The organism is Escherichia sp. GZ89 (genome assembly GCF_019366485.1).
Classification (GTDB): Bacteria; Pseudomonadota; Gammaproteobacteria; order Enterobacterales; family Enterobacteriaceae; genus Escherichia; species Escherichia fergusonii.
Map to the genome: position 1 here is coordinate 269,873 of NZ_JAEOHX010000004.1, position 16,658 is coordinate 286,530.

The 16,658-nt window shown below is 49.3% G+C and carries 13 protein-coding genes; 2 read left to right on the forward strand and 11 right to left on the reverse strand.

Going from position 1 to position 16,658, the window contains the following annotated elements:
• Positions 1 to 5: 5 nt before the first annotated feature.
• From K0335_RS09605 to aphA, 3 genes are all read right to left on the reverse strand, one after another.
• A complete protein-coding gene (locus K0335_RS09605; RefSeq protein WP_000155656.1) occupies positions 6 to 362 on the reverse strand; it encodes an MmcQ/YjbR family DNA-binding protein in 357 nt (118 codons plus the stop codon).
• A 3-nt stretch (positions 363 to 365) separates the two neighbouring features.
• Complete coding sequence (locus tag K0335_RS09610; protein ID WP_000270375.1) at positions 366 to 782, reverse strand: secondary thiamine-phosphate synthase enzyme YjbQ; 417 nt, start codon at positions 780 to 782, stop codon at positions 366 to 368.
• Positions 783 to 892: 110 nt separating this feature from the next.
• A complete protein-coding gene (gene aphA, locus K0335_RS09615; protein WP_104919862.1) occupies positions 893 to 1,606 on the reverse strand; it encodes an acid phosphatase AphA in 714 nt (237 codons plus the stop codon).
• A 276-nt stretch (positions 1,607 to 1,882) separates the two neighbouring features.
• Between aphA and K0335_RS09620 the strand changes: the two genes are divergently transcribed.
• Both K0335_RS09620 and K0335_RS09625 read left to right on the forward strand, forming a co-directional pair.
• A complete protein-coding gene (locus K0335_RS09620; protein WP_219393803.1) occupies positions 1,883 to 3,706 on the forward strand; it encodes an ATP-binding protein in 1,824 nt (607 codons plus the stop codon).
• Positions 3,696 to 5,054, forward strand: a complete 1,359-nt coding sequence (locus K0335_RS09625) for a sigma-54 dependent transcriptional regulator (protein WP_000608871.1) — start codon at positions 3,696 to 3,698, stop codon at positions 5,052 to 5,054. The genes K0335_RS09620 and K0335_RS09625 overlap by 11 nt, the downstream gene beginning before the upstream one ends.
• Here K0335_RS09625 and K0335_RS09630 read toward each other — a convergent pair.
• From K0335_RS09630 to tyrB, 8 genes are all read right to left on the reverse strand, one after another.
• The gene (locus K0335_RS09630; protein WP_002431747.1) at positions 5,043 to 6,116 is read right to left on the reverse strand and encodes an Ldh family oxidoreductase; all 1,074 of its coding nucleotides are present in this window, start codon (positions 6,114 to 6,116) and stop codon (positions 5,043 to 5,045) included. The genes K0335_RS09625 and K0335_RS09630 overlap by 12 nt on opposite strands.
• Before the next feature lie 11 nt (positions 6,117 to 6,127).
• On the reverse strand, positions 6,128 to 7,627 hold the full coding sequence (locus K0335_RS09635; RefSeq protein WP_002431748.1) for a DASS family sodium-coupled anion symporter: 1,500 nt from the start codon (positions 7,625 to 7,627) through the stop codon (positions 6,128 to 6,130).
• A 211-nt stretch (positions 7,628 to 7,838) separates the two neighbouring features.
• Complete coding sequence (gene sucD, locus K0335_RS09640; RefSeq protein ID WP_000114642.1) at positions 7,839 to 8,711, reverse strand: succinate--CoA ligase subunit alpha; 873 nt, start codon at positions 8,709 to 8,711, stop codon at positions 7,839 to 7,841.
• Between the two features lie 12 nt (positions 8,712 to 8,723).
• Entirely contained in the window at positions 8,724 to 9,893 is a 1,170-nt protein-coding gene (gene sucC, locus K0335_RS09645) for an ADP-forming succinate--CoA ligase subunit beta (RefSeq protein ID WP_104919861.1), read from the reverse strand.
• A gap of 21 nt (positions 9,894 to 9,914) precedes the next feature.
• The gene (lpdA, locus tag K0335_RS09650) at positions 9,915 to 11,333 is read right to left on the reverse strand and encodes a dihydrolipoyl dehydrogenase (protein WP_104919860.1); all 1,419 of its coding nucleotides are present in this window, start codon (positions 11,331 to 11,333) and stop codon (positions 9,915 to 9,917) included.
• Positions 11,334 to 11,344: 11 nt separating this feature from the next.
• Positions 11,345 to 12,499 carry a 2-oxoglutarate dehydrogenase complex dihydrolipoyllysine-residue succinyltransferase gene (odhB, locus tag K0335_RS09655; protein ID WP_104919859.1) on the reverse strand — a complete coding sequence of 385 codons (1,155 nt, stop codon included), beginning with the start codon at positions 12,497 to 12,499 and terminating at the stop codon, positions 11,345 to 11,347.
• Positions 12,500 to 12,531: 32 nt separating this feature from the next.
• A complete protein-coding gene (locus K0335_RS09660) occupies positions 12,532 to 15,276 on the reverse strand; it encodes a 2-oxoglutarate dehydrogenase E1 component (protein ID WP_160193802.1) in 2,745 nt (914 codons plus the stop codon).
• Positions 15,277 to 15,460: 184 nt separating this feature from the next.
• On the reverse strand, positions 15,461 to 16,654 hold the full coding sequence (tyrB, locus tag K0335_RS09665) for an aromatic amino acid transaminase (RefSeq protein ID WP_000486933.1): 1,194 nt from the start codon (positions 16,652 to 16,654) through the stop codon (positions 15,461 to 15,463).
• Between the last annotated feature and the right edge of the window lie 4 nt (positions 16,655 to 16,658).

Genomic DNA, 16,658 nt, shown 5'->3' on the forward strand with positions numbered 1-16,658 from the left:
TTCTTTCAGAGTTGCGCCAGCAATTTACGTTTTTCTTCCGGCAGCAAATTCACCGCCTGCTGATAAGACGCATCCACCAGATAATAGATTTGCGAATCCGGCAGCGATCCGTCGAGATACACGGTGCTCCAGTGTGCTTTGTTCAGATGGCGGCTGGGGCGCACATCACTGTGCTGCTGCCGTAGCAGCTCAGCCAGCTCCGGGCTGGTTTTCAACGAAACGGCCGGGCGATTTTCAACCTCTTTTACCATCGCAAAAAGCACATCTTCCACTTTGATTTGTGTCGCTTTCCAGTCGTTATGCACGCTCTGTTCTGCGCCTGGTTTTGCCATGCAATATTGTAGCAACTCCGAAATGGTCATTTTTTACTCCCCTTGTAGTGTCGCGATGATGCGACGCGATCCGCCGTGGATACGATGTTCCCCCAGCCAGATGCCTTGCCAGGTGCCGGTCTGAATACGCCCTTTATGCACCGGCAATACAAGCGATGTTCCCAACATTGAGGATTTGATATGAGAAGGCATATCGTCTGCACCCTCATAGTCATGCTCATAATTTCCGTTATCGGGAACGGTGCGGAGGAAAAAACGCTCCATGTCGTGGCGTACGGTGGGATCGCAGTTCTCATTAAGTGTCAGAGAGGCGGAGGTATGTTGCAGCAACAGATGCAGTAAGCCGATGTTAACGCGCGGCATATCAGCCAGCTGATTCAGAATTTCATCCGTTACCAGATGAAACCCACGAGATTTGGCGCTAAGCGTGAGCGTCTTTTGATACCACATGTGCTGCTCCTTGATAAAACTCTCTTAATCAGTTTGCAGCAAGACAGCGAAAGGATAAAGGTGTGATTAAAAAAACAGCATTCGGGAGAGTGTCACGCTCTCCCGCTCTGTCAGTATTCTGAATTGACGATCACCTCTTCACCAAACGCACCCGCTTGTGGCAAGGGTTTGTAGGTAGAGTTGGAGGCACGTAGAATGCGGATACCACGAGCACCGACTTCGCGTGCGGCGGTAATATCGTTATCGGAATCGCCATAAAAAATTCGGATATTTTTATCCTGTAGCCATTGCGATTTTGTATTTTGACCTGGTTTATCGCCTGCAAAAATTACCGGATTCATGTTGGTGGCAGGAATGTGAAAATTATCCGCCAGCGTTTTTGACACCGTTTCTGTTTTCGTCGGGCTACGACCAGTCACAAAGAAGATCGCGTCACCTCGGCGTACATGCATATCAATCAACTGACGAGCGACCTCTTTTGGAATGCTGAATTCATCCCAGCCATTGTTCATTTTTTCCCAGAATACAGGATTTTTCAGATAATCTTCGCTTTCTGGCGAGAAGGTTTTTTTGCCACGCCAGAAGCCCGGACTGGAAAAAAGCACCGTGTCATCAATATCAAACCCCACCGCTATCGGTGGACGCCCTGTGAGGCTATTTTCAATTTGTGCGACTGAAACCCAATGAACAGGAGCCTGCTCTGCGAGTCTGGCAACGTTAGTACCAGGGTTAAGCGGTGAAGGTGAGGAGGCCAGGGCAACAGCGGAACTGTTTAGAGCGAACAATAAGCAAACGGCACTCAATGCCTGTGTGATCTTGCGCATATTTTTCCCTAAATAATCAGTTTGTTGGATTTTTTATTATGTAATTTGTTGAAAAAACCATCTGACCATAACGCCAGCAGCAAGGGAAAGGAAGGATTATCTGCGGTTTTGTTAGAGAAAAAGAGCACGATCACATTTGGAATACCTGTGCGATAAACCACACATTGCCACGGTTATTCTGCTTACACATTCACACAATGACACTCTTTTGGTTCTCGCGAACATTCTTCAGGGAATATACTGAGGTTAAATATAAACACATTCAATGGATGATGAATGAAAATATCGTGGAATTATATATTTAAGAACGAATGGCGATTTCACATTACAAGCATTTCACTTTTTCTTATCATGTTAGCGGTTTCAATCGCTTTTTTGCACTTGCGTTTTATAACATTATCCGGCACCGATAAAATGCGGCTTGAAATGTATAAGTCCACATTATATTCCACCATCGAGCAATTTTATGTTTTACCCTATATGCTCTCAACAGACCATATCATCCGTCAGGCAGTAATTACGCCTGCCGATATGATGTCCAGCGAGCTCAATCAACGAATTGCTCATTTCAATACACAACTCAAAACCGCTGCAATATTTATTCTGGATACCCAAGGTAAAGCCATCGCTTCCAGCAACTGGCAGGAACCCGGCAGCTATGTGGGGCAAAATTATAGCTATCGCCCCTATTATAAACACGCCATGTCTGGCTTAAATGGACGCTTTTACGGTATCGGCAGCACCACGAATACACCAGGTTTTTTCCTCTCTACAAGTATTAAAGATAAAGGAAAAATTGTCGGTGTTGTAGTAGTTAAAATAAGTCTTAATGAAATTGAAAAAGCCTGGTCCGAAGGTCCTGAAAACATCATCGTTAATGATGAACATGGGATTATATTTTTAAGTTCAAAATCGCCATGGCGAATGAGAACGCTGCAACCGTTACCTGTTCAGGCAAAACAAAAACTACAATCTACCCGTCAATATAGTCTCGACAATCTTTTACCGGCGGATTATTACCCTTGTTATACCGTTAGCAATTATACTTTCCTGAAAGATAAAAAAGAACAACTCTGCTTATTTCCAAAATATTATACACAGCAAATCGCCATTCCAGAATTTAACTGGAAAATGATAATTATGGTTCCCTTAGATAACCTGTACTGGTCATGGGCTATTTCGTTAGTTATAACACTAATTATTTATCTGCTCTTTTTGTTATTTATTAAATACTGGCGAATGCGATCCCATGCACAACAATTATTAACGCTGGCAAATGAAACATTAGAAAAACAAGTTAAAGAGCGTACATCTGCCCTGGAATTGATCAATCAAAAATTACTCCAGGAGATGAAAGAACGCAGTCAGGCTGAGCAAGTATTACAAATTACGCGCAGTGAACTGGCAGAGTCCAGCAAACTGGCGGCACTTGGGCAGATGGCAACCGAAATTGCCCATGAGCAAAATCAACCATTAGCTGCCATTTATGCTCTTACGGATAACGCGCGTATTATGCTGAAAAAAGAGATGTATCCGCAGGTTGAACAGAATCTGAAACATATTATTTCAGTGATTGAACGGATGACACAGCTTATATCCGAGCTTAAAGCATTTGCCTCACGCCATCGCGTACCAAAAGGTTCTGCCGATGTCATCAAAGTAATGTATAGCGCCGTGGCGCTACTTAATCACAGTATGGAAAAAAATAATGTTGAGCGGCGAATAAAAGCGCCCTCCATGCCATTATTTGTCAATTGCGATGAATTCGGACTTGAGCAGATATTCAGTAATTTAATTAGTAACGCCTTAGATTCTATGGAGGGCCGTCCTAATAAAAGACTGGATATTGCCATTCGCCAAACCGATAACAAAGTCATTATTACACTTAAAGATAGTGGCGCAGGGTTTGCTCCACAAGTTATCGATCGTATATTTGAACCTTTTTTTACTACTAAACGCAGAGGAATGGGACTGGGGCTGGCGATCGTCAGCGAAATTGTCCGAAATTCAAGCGGTACTATCCACGCCAGTAATCATCCTGAAGGCGGCGCGGTGATGACATTAACCTGGCCAGAATGGCGAGAAGATCATGATAAATAAGTCCGATGACATTACCATTATTTATATTGAAGACAGCGATGATGTCCGATTTGCCTGTGAACAAACGCTCACGCTGGCTGGTTATCGTGTTATTTCCTGTTGCGATGCAGAACACAGTTTTTCTTTAATCCAAAGCCTGCAAAATATAATTGTCCTCACTGATGTCAGGTTGCCGGGTATCTCAGGACTGGAGTTATTAAACTATATCAATGAAATGGACAACAAGATTCCAGTCATTTTAATTACCGGGCATGGTGATGTGGAAATGGCCGTTGAGGCGATGCGTAATGGCGCGTTTGATTTTATTGAGAAACCCTGTAGCTCAGATAAATTACTCAGTATTATTGCCAGAGCAGTAGAAAAGCGACGGCTGGTTTTAGAGAATCAGCAATTACTGGCGAATCTGCAACAGGAAAATGGCCCGGTGCTGATTGGTCGTAGTCCGCAGATGCAGCAATTGCGTAAAATGATCCTTAATGTCGCAGATACCGGTGCCGATGTCCTTATTTATGGTGAAACAGGTTGTGGTAAAGAAGTCGTCGCCAGAATGCTGCATCACTGGAGTACCCGCCGTCAGGGGCAGTTTGTTGCCTTAAACTGTGCAGGCTTACCAGAAACGCTGTTTGAAAGCGAAATATTTGGTCATGAGGCGGGCGCATTTACCGGTGCGGTTAAAAAGCGTATTGGAAAAATTGAACATGCAAATGGTGGTACGTTATTTCTCGATGAAATAGAGGGAATGCCATCAGGGATGCAGGTAAAACTGCTGCGTGTATTGCAGGAAAGAACCATTGAACGATTAGGTGCCAATCAATTAATTCCGGTGAATTGCCGTGTTATCGCAGCGACCAAGGAAGATTTACTGCGTCGCAGCGAAGAACATCTGTTTCGCCTCGATCTCTATTATCGTCTGAATGTGGTTAACCTGAATATTCCACCTCTACGCCAGCGACGAGAAGATATCCCTGAACTGTTTTACTGGTTCGCCAGTCAGGCGGCACAAAAATATAATCGCCCTCTGCCTGATATTTCTCCCATGTTACTGGCCTGGTTGCAGTCACAAAGTTGGCCTGGCAATGTACGTGAACTCAAACACAATGCAGAGCGTTTTGTTCTCGGTTTACTGACCCACCACCAGCCAGTGCCAATGACTCAGCAAGAAGAGAGTGGCCTTACCGCCTGCATTGATGCATTCGAGAAAAAGTTAATCGAAGATATGCTGCGACAAACGGAAGGCCAGGTCAGTTTGACTGCGCGGCTATTACAACTGCCGCGCAAGACGTTATACGACAAACTCAACAAGCATCAGATTCAACCACAAGTTTATCGGCTGGATTCATCCAGCTAATGCTGATTCCTGAGGATGTAACCCCAAATCGATACCTTTGCGGGCGTAATGTTCAACCACCCAGGACCAGAATGACACCGGGATCGTAATCATCTTCGCATTGCGTTCCCGGTTAGCAGCTTCTGGCATACCGGGGTAAATCACCGGATTGCCGCCAGGTTGAGGCTGCGTGGCTAACAGATAATTCGCAAAGAACAGCCCTTTCTCCCCTGCCAGATCGGTGAATTGATCAGGATCGATGACCAACGCAAAAAGATGATTATGCGCAGATCCATCCGCCTGATGATCTTCGGCGATCGTGTCACCACCAGATAAGATCCCTGCCATCATTTCAATCATCAGTGCCAGGCCAAATCCTTTATGCTCACCAAATGGCAGTAACGCTCCTGGAGGGTTACTGAATAACACGCCAGGATCGCTGCTTGGATTCCCCTGTGCATCGATCAATTGTCCCGGAGCTGCCTGCTTCCCGGCAGCCGACATCACCCGCGCTTTATTCAGCGCCATGCTACTGGTAGCAAAATCAACCAGAATCGGCGGACGCCCATCACTGAACGGCCAGGCAAAACAAAAAGGATTAGTGGTCATACGCGGTTCCGCACCGCCCCAGGGCGCGACCAGCGCCGGACGCCCGGTAACGTTGCTCATTGCCAGCATCGCCAGGCCTTGATCAGCAACCATTTGCCCGTAATGCCCCATACGCCCTAAATGATGTGCATGACACAACGTTAACAGGCAAAAACCACGGCGTTTTGCTTGTTCAATAGCAGCATTGACTGCCACTTTTCCGGCGTGTTGACCAAAGCCATTGTGGGCATGAAAACGCTGTAAATTACCTTCACTCGCCAGGTATTCCGGGCGGGCATTCGCAGTTACATCGCCGCGAGCGATATTCTCCAGATATTTCGGTAACAGCGTGACACCGTGGCTGGCAAAGCCATAACGTTCAGCTTCAATCATATGTTCTGCCACATCCTGAGCGATATCAGCATCGCAGCCATTAAGTTCCAGCAATCCGGCCGTCAACCAACGCACTTTTTCTACCGCAATTTGTAATGACATCGTTGGTTTCCTCACATCAGTCCCAGGATCTTCCACCATGTGGCGGCAAACAGCAGTAATAGCAGGTAGCCGATCACTGTCAGGTACAGTCCCACACGAGTAAACTGGCGTGGCGTGAAGGTATCTGTACCCATACACACCATATTTTGTGGCGCGTTAATTGGCAGAATGAAGCCAAAACTGACACTGAAGGCCAGCAAAATAGTCATGCCGACCGGGTTAACACCGAGTTCTGGCGGCAGGCTGCTTAACAGACTAATCAGGATAGGCAGCAAAGCAGCAGTTAATGCAGTAGCGCTGGCAAAGCCCAGATGGATGATGATCAAGAAAGCCGCGAGAATCGCGAAGATGGCTAATGATGGCAAGCCGTCGAGACCAAAACCTTTCACCACATAGTTCGCCATCCATGAAGCTGCCTGTGTATCAAGCAGCGTGGACCCCAGACTGATACCAATACCAAACATCAGCAACGTGCCCCACTGCACACGTTTTTCGACCTCTTTCCAGCTCATTACACCGATGCCAGGCAGCAACATAATCGCCAGTCCGGCAAGGGTGACAGAGGTGGTATCAATACTGTGTAATTTTCCGCCAGTAGACCAAAAGAGCAGTAACAACAGCGAAATACCGATCAAGCGTTTTTCTTTACCGGTGGTTGGTCCTAACTCTGCGAGTGCTTTTTTAATGGCATCGCTCCCCCCTTCAACAGCTTCCGTTTCTGGTGGCAACAATTTACGTGCGAGGAAATAGAGGATCACCGACATGGTGAGGCTCCAGGGCGCGCCCGCTAACAGCCAGTCAAGCCAGCTGACAGAATGCCCGGCGCCGAAAGTTTTATTGATAAAACCGATAGAAAGCAGGTTTTGCGCCGCCGATGTTTGAATACCAACGTTCCAGATACTGGTCGCCTGGGCGATAACAATCATCATTGACGCCGCTAAACGTGAATGTTTATCCACCTTAAATGCCGCAATGACGCCCATCATAATCGGCACCACGCAAGCCGTACGGGCAGTGGCACTGGGTACGACCAGACTCAGGACGATGGTCACCACAATGGCACCGATAATAATGCTACGGCTGCTGGCACCTATTTTCGACATAGTAAATAGCGCAATGCGTTTATCCAGCCCGGTAATGGTCATTGCCGCCGCGATAAACATTGCTGCTGCCACCAGCGCCAGAGCAGAATTAGAAAAACCCGACAGAGTCATTTTCAGCGCTTTCGCGGTGCCAAGGATCGTGTCCGGGTGATTCATATCCGGGGCAAAACCAACCATAAAGATAATCAGTGCGGAAATAACAATTGCACTGGCGGTGTAATCCATCGCTTCGCTGATCCAGACAATAATGGCAAACACCAGAATGGCGATCATATTTTGTCCGGCGACGGGCAATGTATCGCCCAGTGGCAGAAGGGTAATAATAATTCCGGCAATGATCGCCAACCACAGGCCGGGATTAGGGATAATTCGACGCTTTTGTGACGCGTCATGGGATATTGATGACATATTCACCTCATTGTGAAAAATAAAAAACCTGCCTGGCTATTGCAGGAGCTATGCCATCTTTAATTTTTTAATAATGCTTTGTTATTTAATGAGTTAACTATTTATCCTTTTTATTTTATGCGCGGTTTTCCGCACAATTATTAAAAGATGATTCCCTTACCACACAGATAAAAAAAGGGAGCGATATGCTCCCTTGAGATAGATTTATGGATTACTTAATAACATTCCATAATGTTTCGCCAAGTAACGCCGGGTTTCTTGTCCATGCCATGCCTGCTTTATCGAACGCACGGAATTTATCCTCCGCACTGCCGCTACCGCCAGAAATAATGGCTCCGGCGTGCCCCATGCGTTTTCCTTTTGGTGCAGTAACACCGGCAATATAACCTACGACCGGTTTATTCATTTCATGGCGAATAAATTCTGCAGCGCGCTCTTCCGCATTACCACCAATTTCACCGATCATAATTACCGCGTCTGTTTGCGGATCATTTTCGAATAAACGCAGCGCATCAATAAAGTTAGTCCCCGGAACCGGATCGCCGCCAATACCAATACAGGTGGATTGCCCAAGTCCCAGCGCCGTGGTTTGCGCTACAGCTTCGTAGGTTAATGTACCGGAGCGGGAAACAATCCCAATACGCCCTGGGCGGTGGATTTCTCCCGGCATAATGCCGATTTTGCACTCGCCCGGTGTGATGATTCCTGGGCAGTTTGGCCCAATCAGCCGCACATCCGGGTGGCAGTCAAGCAACCGACGAACTTTCACCATATCCAGTGTTGGCACACCTTCGGTAATCACCACAATCAATTTGACGCCAGACTCAATAGCCTCAACGACAGAATCCAGCACAAACGGCGCAGGCACATAAATTACGCTGGCATCAGCCTCAGTTTGTCGCATCGCTTCTTTCATTGAATCAAAAACCGGGCGATCCAGATGCAGTTGCCCGCCCTTGCCAGGCGTCACTCCACCGACAATCTGAGTACCATACGCAATAGCCTGCTCTGTATGAAATGTGCCGTTTTTGCCAGTAATGCCCTGCACCAGTACCCGCGTGTGTTTGTTGATCAAAACGCTCATCTTAACCTCCTGTTAATTCAGTAACGCAATGATGCGTTTCGCGGCATCATCCAGAGAATCGACGGCTTCCACCGTCAGGCCACTTTCTGCCAGTAACCGCTGCCCTTCGACGGCGTTATTACCGGAGAGACGCACCACGACAGGCAGGGTGATGCTGGCCTCATTCAGTGCATGAATAATGGCTCGGGCGATCATATCGCAACGAACAATCCCACCAAAAATATTGACCAGAATGGCTTTCACTTTGCTGTCGGAAACAATCAGCCGAAAGGCTTCACTGACGCGCTCCTGGGTTGCGCCACCGCCAACATCCAGGAAGTTTGCGGGTTGTTCACCGTACAGTTTGATGATGTCCATGGTTGCCATAGCCAATCCGGCACCATTGACCATGCAGCCGATGTTTCCGTCCAGCGAGACATAGTTAAGATCAAGCTTCGCCGCCTGGCTTTCGCGCGGATCTTCCTGGGTTTCATCACGTAGCACCTGGAGTTCCGGGTGACGATACAGCGCGTTATCATCCAGCGATACTTTCGCGTCTGCACACATAAATTCGCCCGTTTCCCGCAACACCAGAGGGTTAATTTCCAGCAGGGCAAAATCCAGTTCGTTAAAGGCTTTCCACGCCTGATTAACCAGGCGACTAAAGGCAGCAAATAGCCCGTGTTCCAGTTGCAGAACAGCAAACATTTCGCGGATATGGCAAGGCTGCACGCCTGTCAGTGGATCAATGCTGACACTGCTGATTTTCTCCGGTGTCTCATGGGCGACTTTTTCAATTTCCACACCACCTTCCGGGCTGACAATAAACGTGACCCGCTGGCTTTCACGATCCACCACCATGCCAAAATAGAGTTCCTGGCGTACCGGATAAATGTTTTCGCACAGCAAAATACTGCGGACATACTGTCCTTCTGGCCCGGTCTGATAAGTCACCAGTTGCGATCCCAGCATTTGCTGTACAAAAGCCTGTGCTTCCGGCAGCTGCTTAAGCACTTTTACGCCGCCAGCTTTACCGCGCCCACCAGCGTGTACCTGCGCTTTAAGTACCGCGCCTTTACTCGGGCAAGCAATATGTTGCCAGGCATCTGCCAGTTGCGAAATCTGTTGGATAGCTATCTCTTTTGGACACGGCATCCCCATGCCAGCCAGTAACGATTTGGCCTGATACTCATGTAAATTCATATATTCCCTCAGTGGTGTGTGTTATCCGTGTAATACTTTATTATTCAAGGCCATTGCTGCTTCGTGGATGACTTCGCTTAACGTCGGATGCGCATGTACCGCACAGGCAATATCCTCGCCAGAGGCGCTAAAAGTCATCGCCAGCGCAATTTCATTAATCAGCTCCGATGCCTGCGGGCCAACAATCGCTCCGCCAAGTACGCGGTCAGAGTGTTTATCGCTGTATAACGTACAACGCCCACCTTCCTGACCTAATGCTAAGGCGCGACCGTTACCGGCAAACAGAGAATTTCCTTTGTTAAAGGCTCTGCCAGCGGCTTTCAGTGAGGCCTCATTTTCCCCTACCCACGCGACTTCCGGTTGGGTGTAAATCACCGAAGGGATCAGCGCGAAATTAACCGGCTCTACCGCCAGTCCGGCAATTTGATCAGCCACCACCACACCTTCGGCCATCGCTTTATGCGCCAGCATCGGCCCTCGTACGACATCACCAATCGCCCACAGCCCGGCTTTCCCGGTACGGCATAAGTTATCGACGGCAATACCGCCACGGTTGTCGGCTTCCAGACCGAGCTGCACGAGATCGACACCAGAAAGTCGCGGTACACGCCCAATGGCAAGAATTAATTTATCGAAGCGGCTTTCTTCTTGCTTCTCACCCTGCCGCCAGCGCACATGCACACCGTCATCCCGTTGTTCAATAGCCTCAATCTCTACTGCCAGTTGCATTTTCATCCCACTGGCAATCATTGCTTTACGGACTTCGTTCGACAGGCGAGCTTCCAGTGCAGGCAAGAACATTGGCGCCATCTCCAGCAACGTGACGTCTGAACCGACCCGATTCCACACAGACCCCAGTTCAAGGCCAATCACGCCAGCACCGATCACACCGAGACGCGGTGGCACTTCGCTCAATGCCAGGGCGCCACGATTGTCGAGGATCTGTTGATTATCAATGGTAACGCCAGGCAGCTGACGCGGCTGAGAACCTGTTGCAATCACTACATTACGGGCGTGAAGGTGTTGATCGTTTACGCGTAATTGCCAAATCTCATCCTGAGCACATTCTATCGTTGCGAGGCCGCACAGGTGCTTCACTTTATTTTTCTTAAACAGCAAGCTGATGCCCATTGTCAGGCGGCTTACTATGGCGTCTTTGCGTTGAATCATCGCGGCAGCATTGAAAGATACGCCTTCAACGTTAACGCCATGAATGCTTGCCTCATGCTGTACTTGCGCATACAGCTCAGAAGATTGCAGTAACGATTTTGACGGAATGCAGCCGACATTGAGGCACGTACCGCCAGGCGAAGGTTCGCCCTGAGCATTCACACCATCATCAATACATACTACGGAAAGCCCATTCTGCGCAGCCCGCAGTGCCGCTACGTAACCACCTGGCCCACCACCTATAACTGCCACATCGAAAATTGTAATCATTGGCGCTTTCCTTAAAGATCCAGCAACAGTTGTTCCGGTGACTCCAGTAGCTCGCGTATTGCCACCAGCGTCTGCACGGCTTCCTGACCATCAATAATGCGATGGTCATAGCTGAGAGCAAGGTACATCATCGGACGAATAACAACCTGACCATTTTCTGCCACCGGACGCGGCGTGATGGCATGCATACCGAGAATGGCTGACTGCGGCGGGTTAATGATTGGCGTTGACATCATCGAACCAAAAGTTCCGCCGTTGGTGATAGAGAACGTACCACCTTGTAACGCCTCCAGCGGCAATTTGCCATTGCGTGCCAGTGTGGCGTATTCGGCAATTTGCCGTTCAATTTCCACCAAAGAGAGTGATTGCGCATTGCGTAATACGGGCACCACCAGACCACGGTTGCTGCTAACCGCAATGCCAATATCACAGTAATCGCGCAAGATAATATCGTTGCCATCGACGCTGGCATTAACAATGGGGAAGCGTTCCAGCGCCCGGGTAACGGCCTTAACAAAGAAGGACATAAAGCCCAGCTTCACGCCGTGCTTCCCGGCAAAACGATCTTTCCAGCGGGTGCGTAAATCCATCACGCTCTGCATGTTTACTTCGTTGAATGTGGTAAGAATGGCGTTATTTTGTTGGGAAGCCAGCAGACGCTCAGCAATTCGCTGACGTAAGCGCGACATCGGCTCACGACGTTCCTGACGAGCACCCGGTGTCAAGGGTTTAGCTGGCGCGATCTCCACCACCCGTTCAGGCTGAGTGGCTGGTGCAGGAGTAACGCGCTGCACATCCTCTTTCAGGATACGTCCATTTCTCCCGCTCCCCGCAACGTCAGCAAGTTCGACACCACTACGCTGTGCCTCCAGCCGTGCGGAAGGCATCGCCAGGATTTCGGTGACTGGTGTGACAGTTTCTTCTATTGCAGCTTGCGGCTTAAGATGCGCCAACAGTTGCGCTGACGTGACCGTGCTACCTTCGCTGACGATAATATTGCTTAACACACCATCGTGCGGAGCCGGGATTTCCAGAATGACTTTATCGGTTTCCAGCTCGGCAATCACATCATCACGCTTTACGTGCTCGCCTTCTTGTTTACACCAGGTTGTCAGCGTGCCTTCCGTGACAGATTCCGGTAATACAGGGACAGTAATTTCGATCATAAAATGTTCTCCTTATTATTTTTGTGCGCCTTTCATGGCTGAATATCTGCAAACGCAGCAGCAAGAAATTCGTCGATTTGTTGTTTATGTACACGCCCATAACCGGTCGCCGGAGCTGCCGCTGCCGGGCGGCCTGCATACTGCCAGTAAGGAGTGTTAATTTTCAGTGCCGCCAGCTCATGACGAATCTGCCGCCACGCACCCTGGTTTTCTGGCTCTTCCTGCAACCAAATCCATTCGCAGCAATTCGGCCAATTCGCCAGAACATCATTCAGTTCTGTAACCGGGAACGGGTAGAGTTGCTCCAGGCGAACAATCGCCACCTCGTCTTCACACTCACGCTGCTTACGGACTTCCAGTACGTCGTAATAGACCTGACCGCTACACAAAATGACGCGCTTCACTTTCTGGGACTGATGCAATTGCGGATCGGTGATTACCGGTTTATAAGCGCCATCAGTGAATTCAGAAAGATCGCTCATCGCGCCTTTAACGCGAAGTAAACGCTTACTCATCATTATTACTAACGGTTTGCGCATTGGGCGTAATGCCTGACCGCGCAACAAATGGAACATCTGTGCCGACTCACTGGGCATCACCACTTGCATGTTGTTTTCTGCGCACAGTTGCAGCCAGCGCTCAGGGCGTGCGGAAGAGTGCTCCGGCCCTTGTCCGTCATAGCCATGCGGCAGAAGAATGGTTAAACCGCTATAGCGATCCCACTTGGTTTCGCCAGACGAGATAAATTGGTCAATAGCAACCTGAGCGCCGTTGGCAAAGTCACCAAACTGTGCTTCCCAAATAACCAGTTGCTGAGGCGCAGACGTTGAATAACCATATTCGAATGCCAATAGCGCTTCTTCATTAAGCACCGAATCATAAACATCGAAAGATGCCTGACCAGCGCGGATATGCTGTAACGGCAGATAACGACGGGCTTCAGTTTGATGATGTACCACTGCATGACGATGACTGAACGTGCCACGCCCTGAGTCTTCACCAGAAAGACGCACACCGAAACCGGCATCCACCAGCGAAGCATAAGCCAACATTTCCGCCATACCCCAGTCTACTGGTTGAGTACCTGCGGCCATCTCCTGGCGTAATGCCAGTTGACGTTTAATGGTGGGATGCGCGACCACATCTGGCGGCAGTGTAGAAATGATTTCACCATACGCTGCCAGTGTCTGAAGGGGTAATGCCGTCGCTACGGGACTGCTCCAGCGAGGATTCGTTAGCCCACTCCAGTTGGCGCTAAAAGAATGCGTCGCGGGTGTCACAGGCAGCGGTTCACGTTTCTGACAGCTATCCAGCCAGTCACGATAGCGTGCCGTCATCTCATCTTGTTGCGTCTGAGTTAACAGGCCACGGCGGGCAAGAGATTCACCATAACGGGCGCGGGTACCAGGGTGAGCATCCACTGCCTGATACATTTGTGGCTGGGTAAGACGTGGCTCATCGCTTTCGTTGTGTCCGTGCTTACGGAAGCAGCAAATATCGATGATGATGTCGCGCCGGAAGGTATTTCGCCAGTCGCACGCCAACGCTATTGCCTGGCAAACAGCATCGACATCATCACCATTAACATGGATAACCGGTGCCGCAACCATTTTGGCGATATCGGTGCAGTAGCGTGATGAACGCATATCCTGCAAGCGGGAAGTGGTGAAACCAATCTGATTATTAATCACCAGATGTAGCGTGCCGCCCGTACCGTAGCCCTGGGTCTGCGATAAGTTAAACGTGGTTTGGTTGACACCAAGACCGCCCAGTGCAGAATCGCCGTGAATGAGTACCCCGACCACTTGCGCCTGACCATTCTCTCCACGACGTTCCTGTCTGGCTCGCACCTGGCCCAGCACCACCGGATTCACAATCTCTAAATGTGAGGGGTTATACGCCAGCGCTACATGTAACGAACCGGCAGGTGTTTCCAGGTTACTGGAATATCCCATGTGGTATTTCACATCACCTGAACCACTGCCGATCATCTGCTTACCTTCAAACTCGGCAAACAGCTGCGCCGGATCTTTATTCAGCAGATTCACCAGCACATTGAGTCTTCCCCGATGCGCCATGCCAATGACCATTTCCTCTACGCCTTGCGCACGCAGGCGTTTTGTCAGCGTATCGAGTGCCGGGATTGCACTTTCTCCTCCTTCCAGAGAAAACCGTTTCTGCCCAACATAACGGGTATGCAGATAACGCTCTAACGTCTCTGCCGCCATCAGTTTTTCAAAACGGGCAATGCAGGTTTGGGCATCAGCTTGTGGCGCATTGCTGCTCTCAATCCGTGATAACAGCCAGTTGATTTCTTCACGATTTTCCAGATGAGCAAGTTCATAAGCCTGGCTACCCGCCCAGGCTTGCTCCAGCAGGTTAAGCAGTTGCTTAAGTGGCATTTGCGTGGTGTGTGCGCCAAAGGTGACGCTAAACTCCTGCAACAAGTCTTCTTCGCTTAATCCCCAAAAACCCGGCTGGAGGGAGGGAACGTCAGCCGGGGGATTCAAACCAAGGGGATCAAGCTTTGCGCGCAAATGCCCCTGTGTGCGCCAGGCATTGATCAGTTGTATTACCGCAGCCTGTTTTTTTAAGGTCGTACCGCTGACATTGTTATCACCGGATACGCTTTGGACAGTCAGTTCAGGTGAAAGAAAAAAACGCCGCCAGTCTTCCGGGAGTTGTTCCGGCGCACGCAACCAGGTCTGGTAGTACTCTTCAAGCCAGGTCGCGTTATCTCCACTAAGCAGCGTGCCGGGCGAGGTCATGTTCTCCATGTTTTTCTCCTGATGGTCATAGACGGCAACGGTATTGCACAATCCGTACCAACAGTTAAAAACATTATTTTTCATAAAGTTATCTCTGCGAATCCATGCAAAGGTGAGTGAAAAATGGAACAGGGAAAGAGAAGATGGCTGGTATCAGGAACAGGCGGGAGAGATACCCGCCTGCTGAATCCAATTACATTACCGCAGCAAATGCCTTCGCAACACGATGTACATTTTGCGCATTAAGTCCGGCAACACACATGCGACCGCTGGCGATCAAATACACGCCAAATTCTTCACGCAGGCGATCAACCTGAGCAGCGCTTAGTCCGGTGTAACTAAACATGCCCCGCTGCTTAAGCAGATAATCAAAATTCCCATTGGGGATTTCTGCGCGTAGCACTTTCACCATTTCCTGACGCATCGCCAGAATACGGGTACGCATTGCTTCAACTTCCGCCAGCCAGCTGGCTTTCAGCGCTTCATCACCCAGCACGGTCGCCACAACCTGAGCGCCAAAACTCGGCGGGCTGGAATAAATACGCCGTACCGTGGCTTTCAGTTGCCCCAGTACACGCTCTGCGGCTTCATGGTCTTCACAAATGACCGAAAGACCGCCAACGCGTTCGCCGTACAGAGAGAAGATTTTCGAAAATGAATTGCTGATTAATGCCGGTAAACCTGCACTGGCAATGGCGCGAAGTGCATATGCGTCTTCGTCCATTCCTGCACCAAATCCCTGATAAGCAATATCAAGGAACGGGATTAATTCACGTGCTTTGAGAATTTCAATTACCGCATCCCACTGGTCGTTGGTGAGATCAGCCCCTGTCGGGTTATGGCAGCAAGGATGCAGCAAAATAATGCTACGCGCGGGTAATGTTTTTAGTGTTGCCAGTAAGTCATTGAAGCGTACACCGTTAGTGGCTTCGTCATACCAGGGGTAAGTACTGACTTCAAAACCCGCACCGGCAAACAGATCAATATGGTTTTCCCATGTGGGATCACTTACCCAGACGCCAGAATCAGGGAAGTAACGTTTCAAAAAATCTGCACCCACTTTTAACGCGCCGGAACCGCCCAACGTTTGAATGGTTGCCACACGCTGTTGCTCAACAACCGGATGTTCCGCACCAAACAGCAGCGGAGCAATGGCCTGTCGATAACTTCCCAGCCCTTCCATCGGCAAATAAAGTGAAGCGCCATGCGGCTGCGCATTAAGCCGTGCTTCAGCCTCTGCGACAGCATTAAGCTGCGGAATAATGCCGTCTTCGTTGTAATAAAGACCGATACTGAGATTCACTTTGTCGCTACGGGGGTCGGTCAGGAAACGCTCCATAAGCGACAGAATCGGGTCGCCAGCGTAGGCGTCAACTTTTTGAAACACGCGA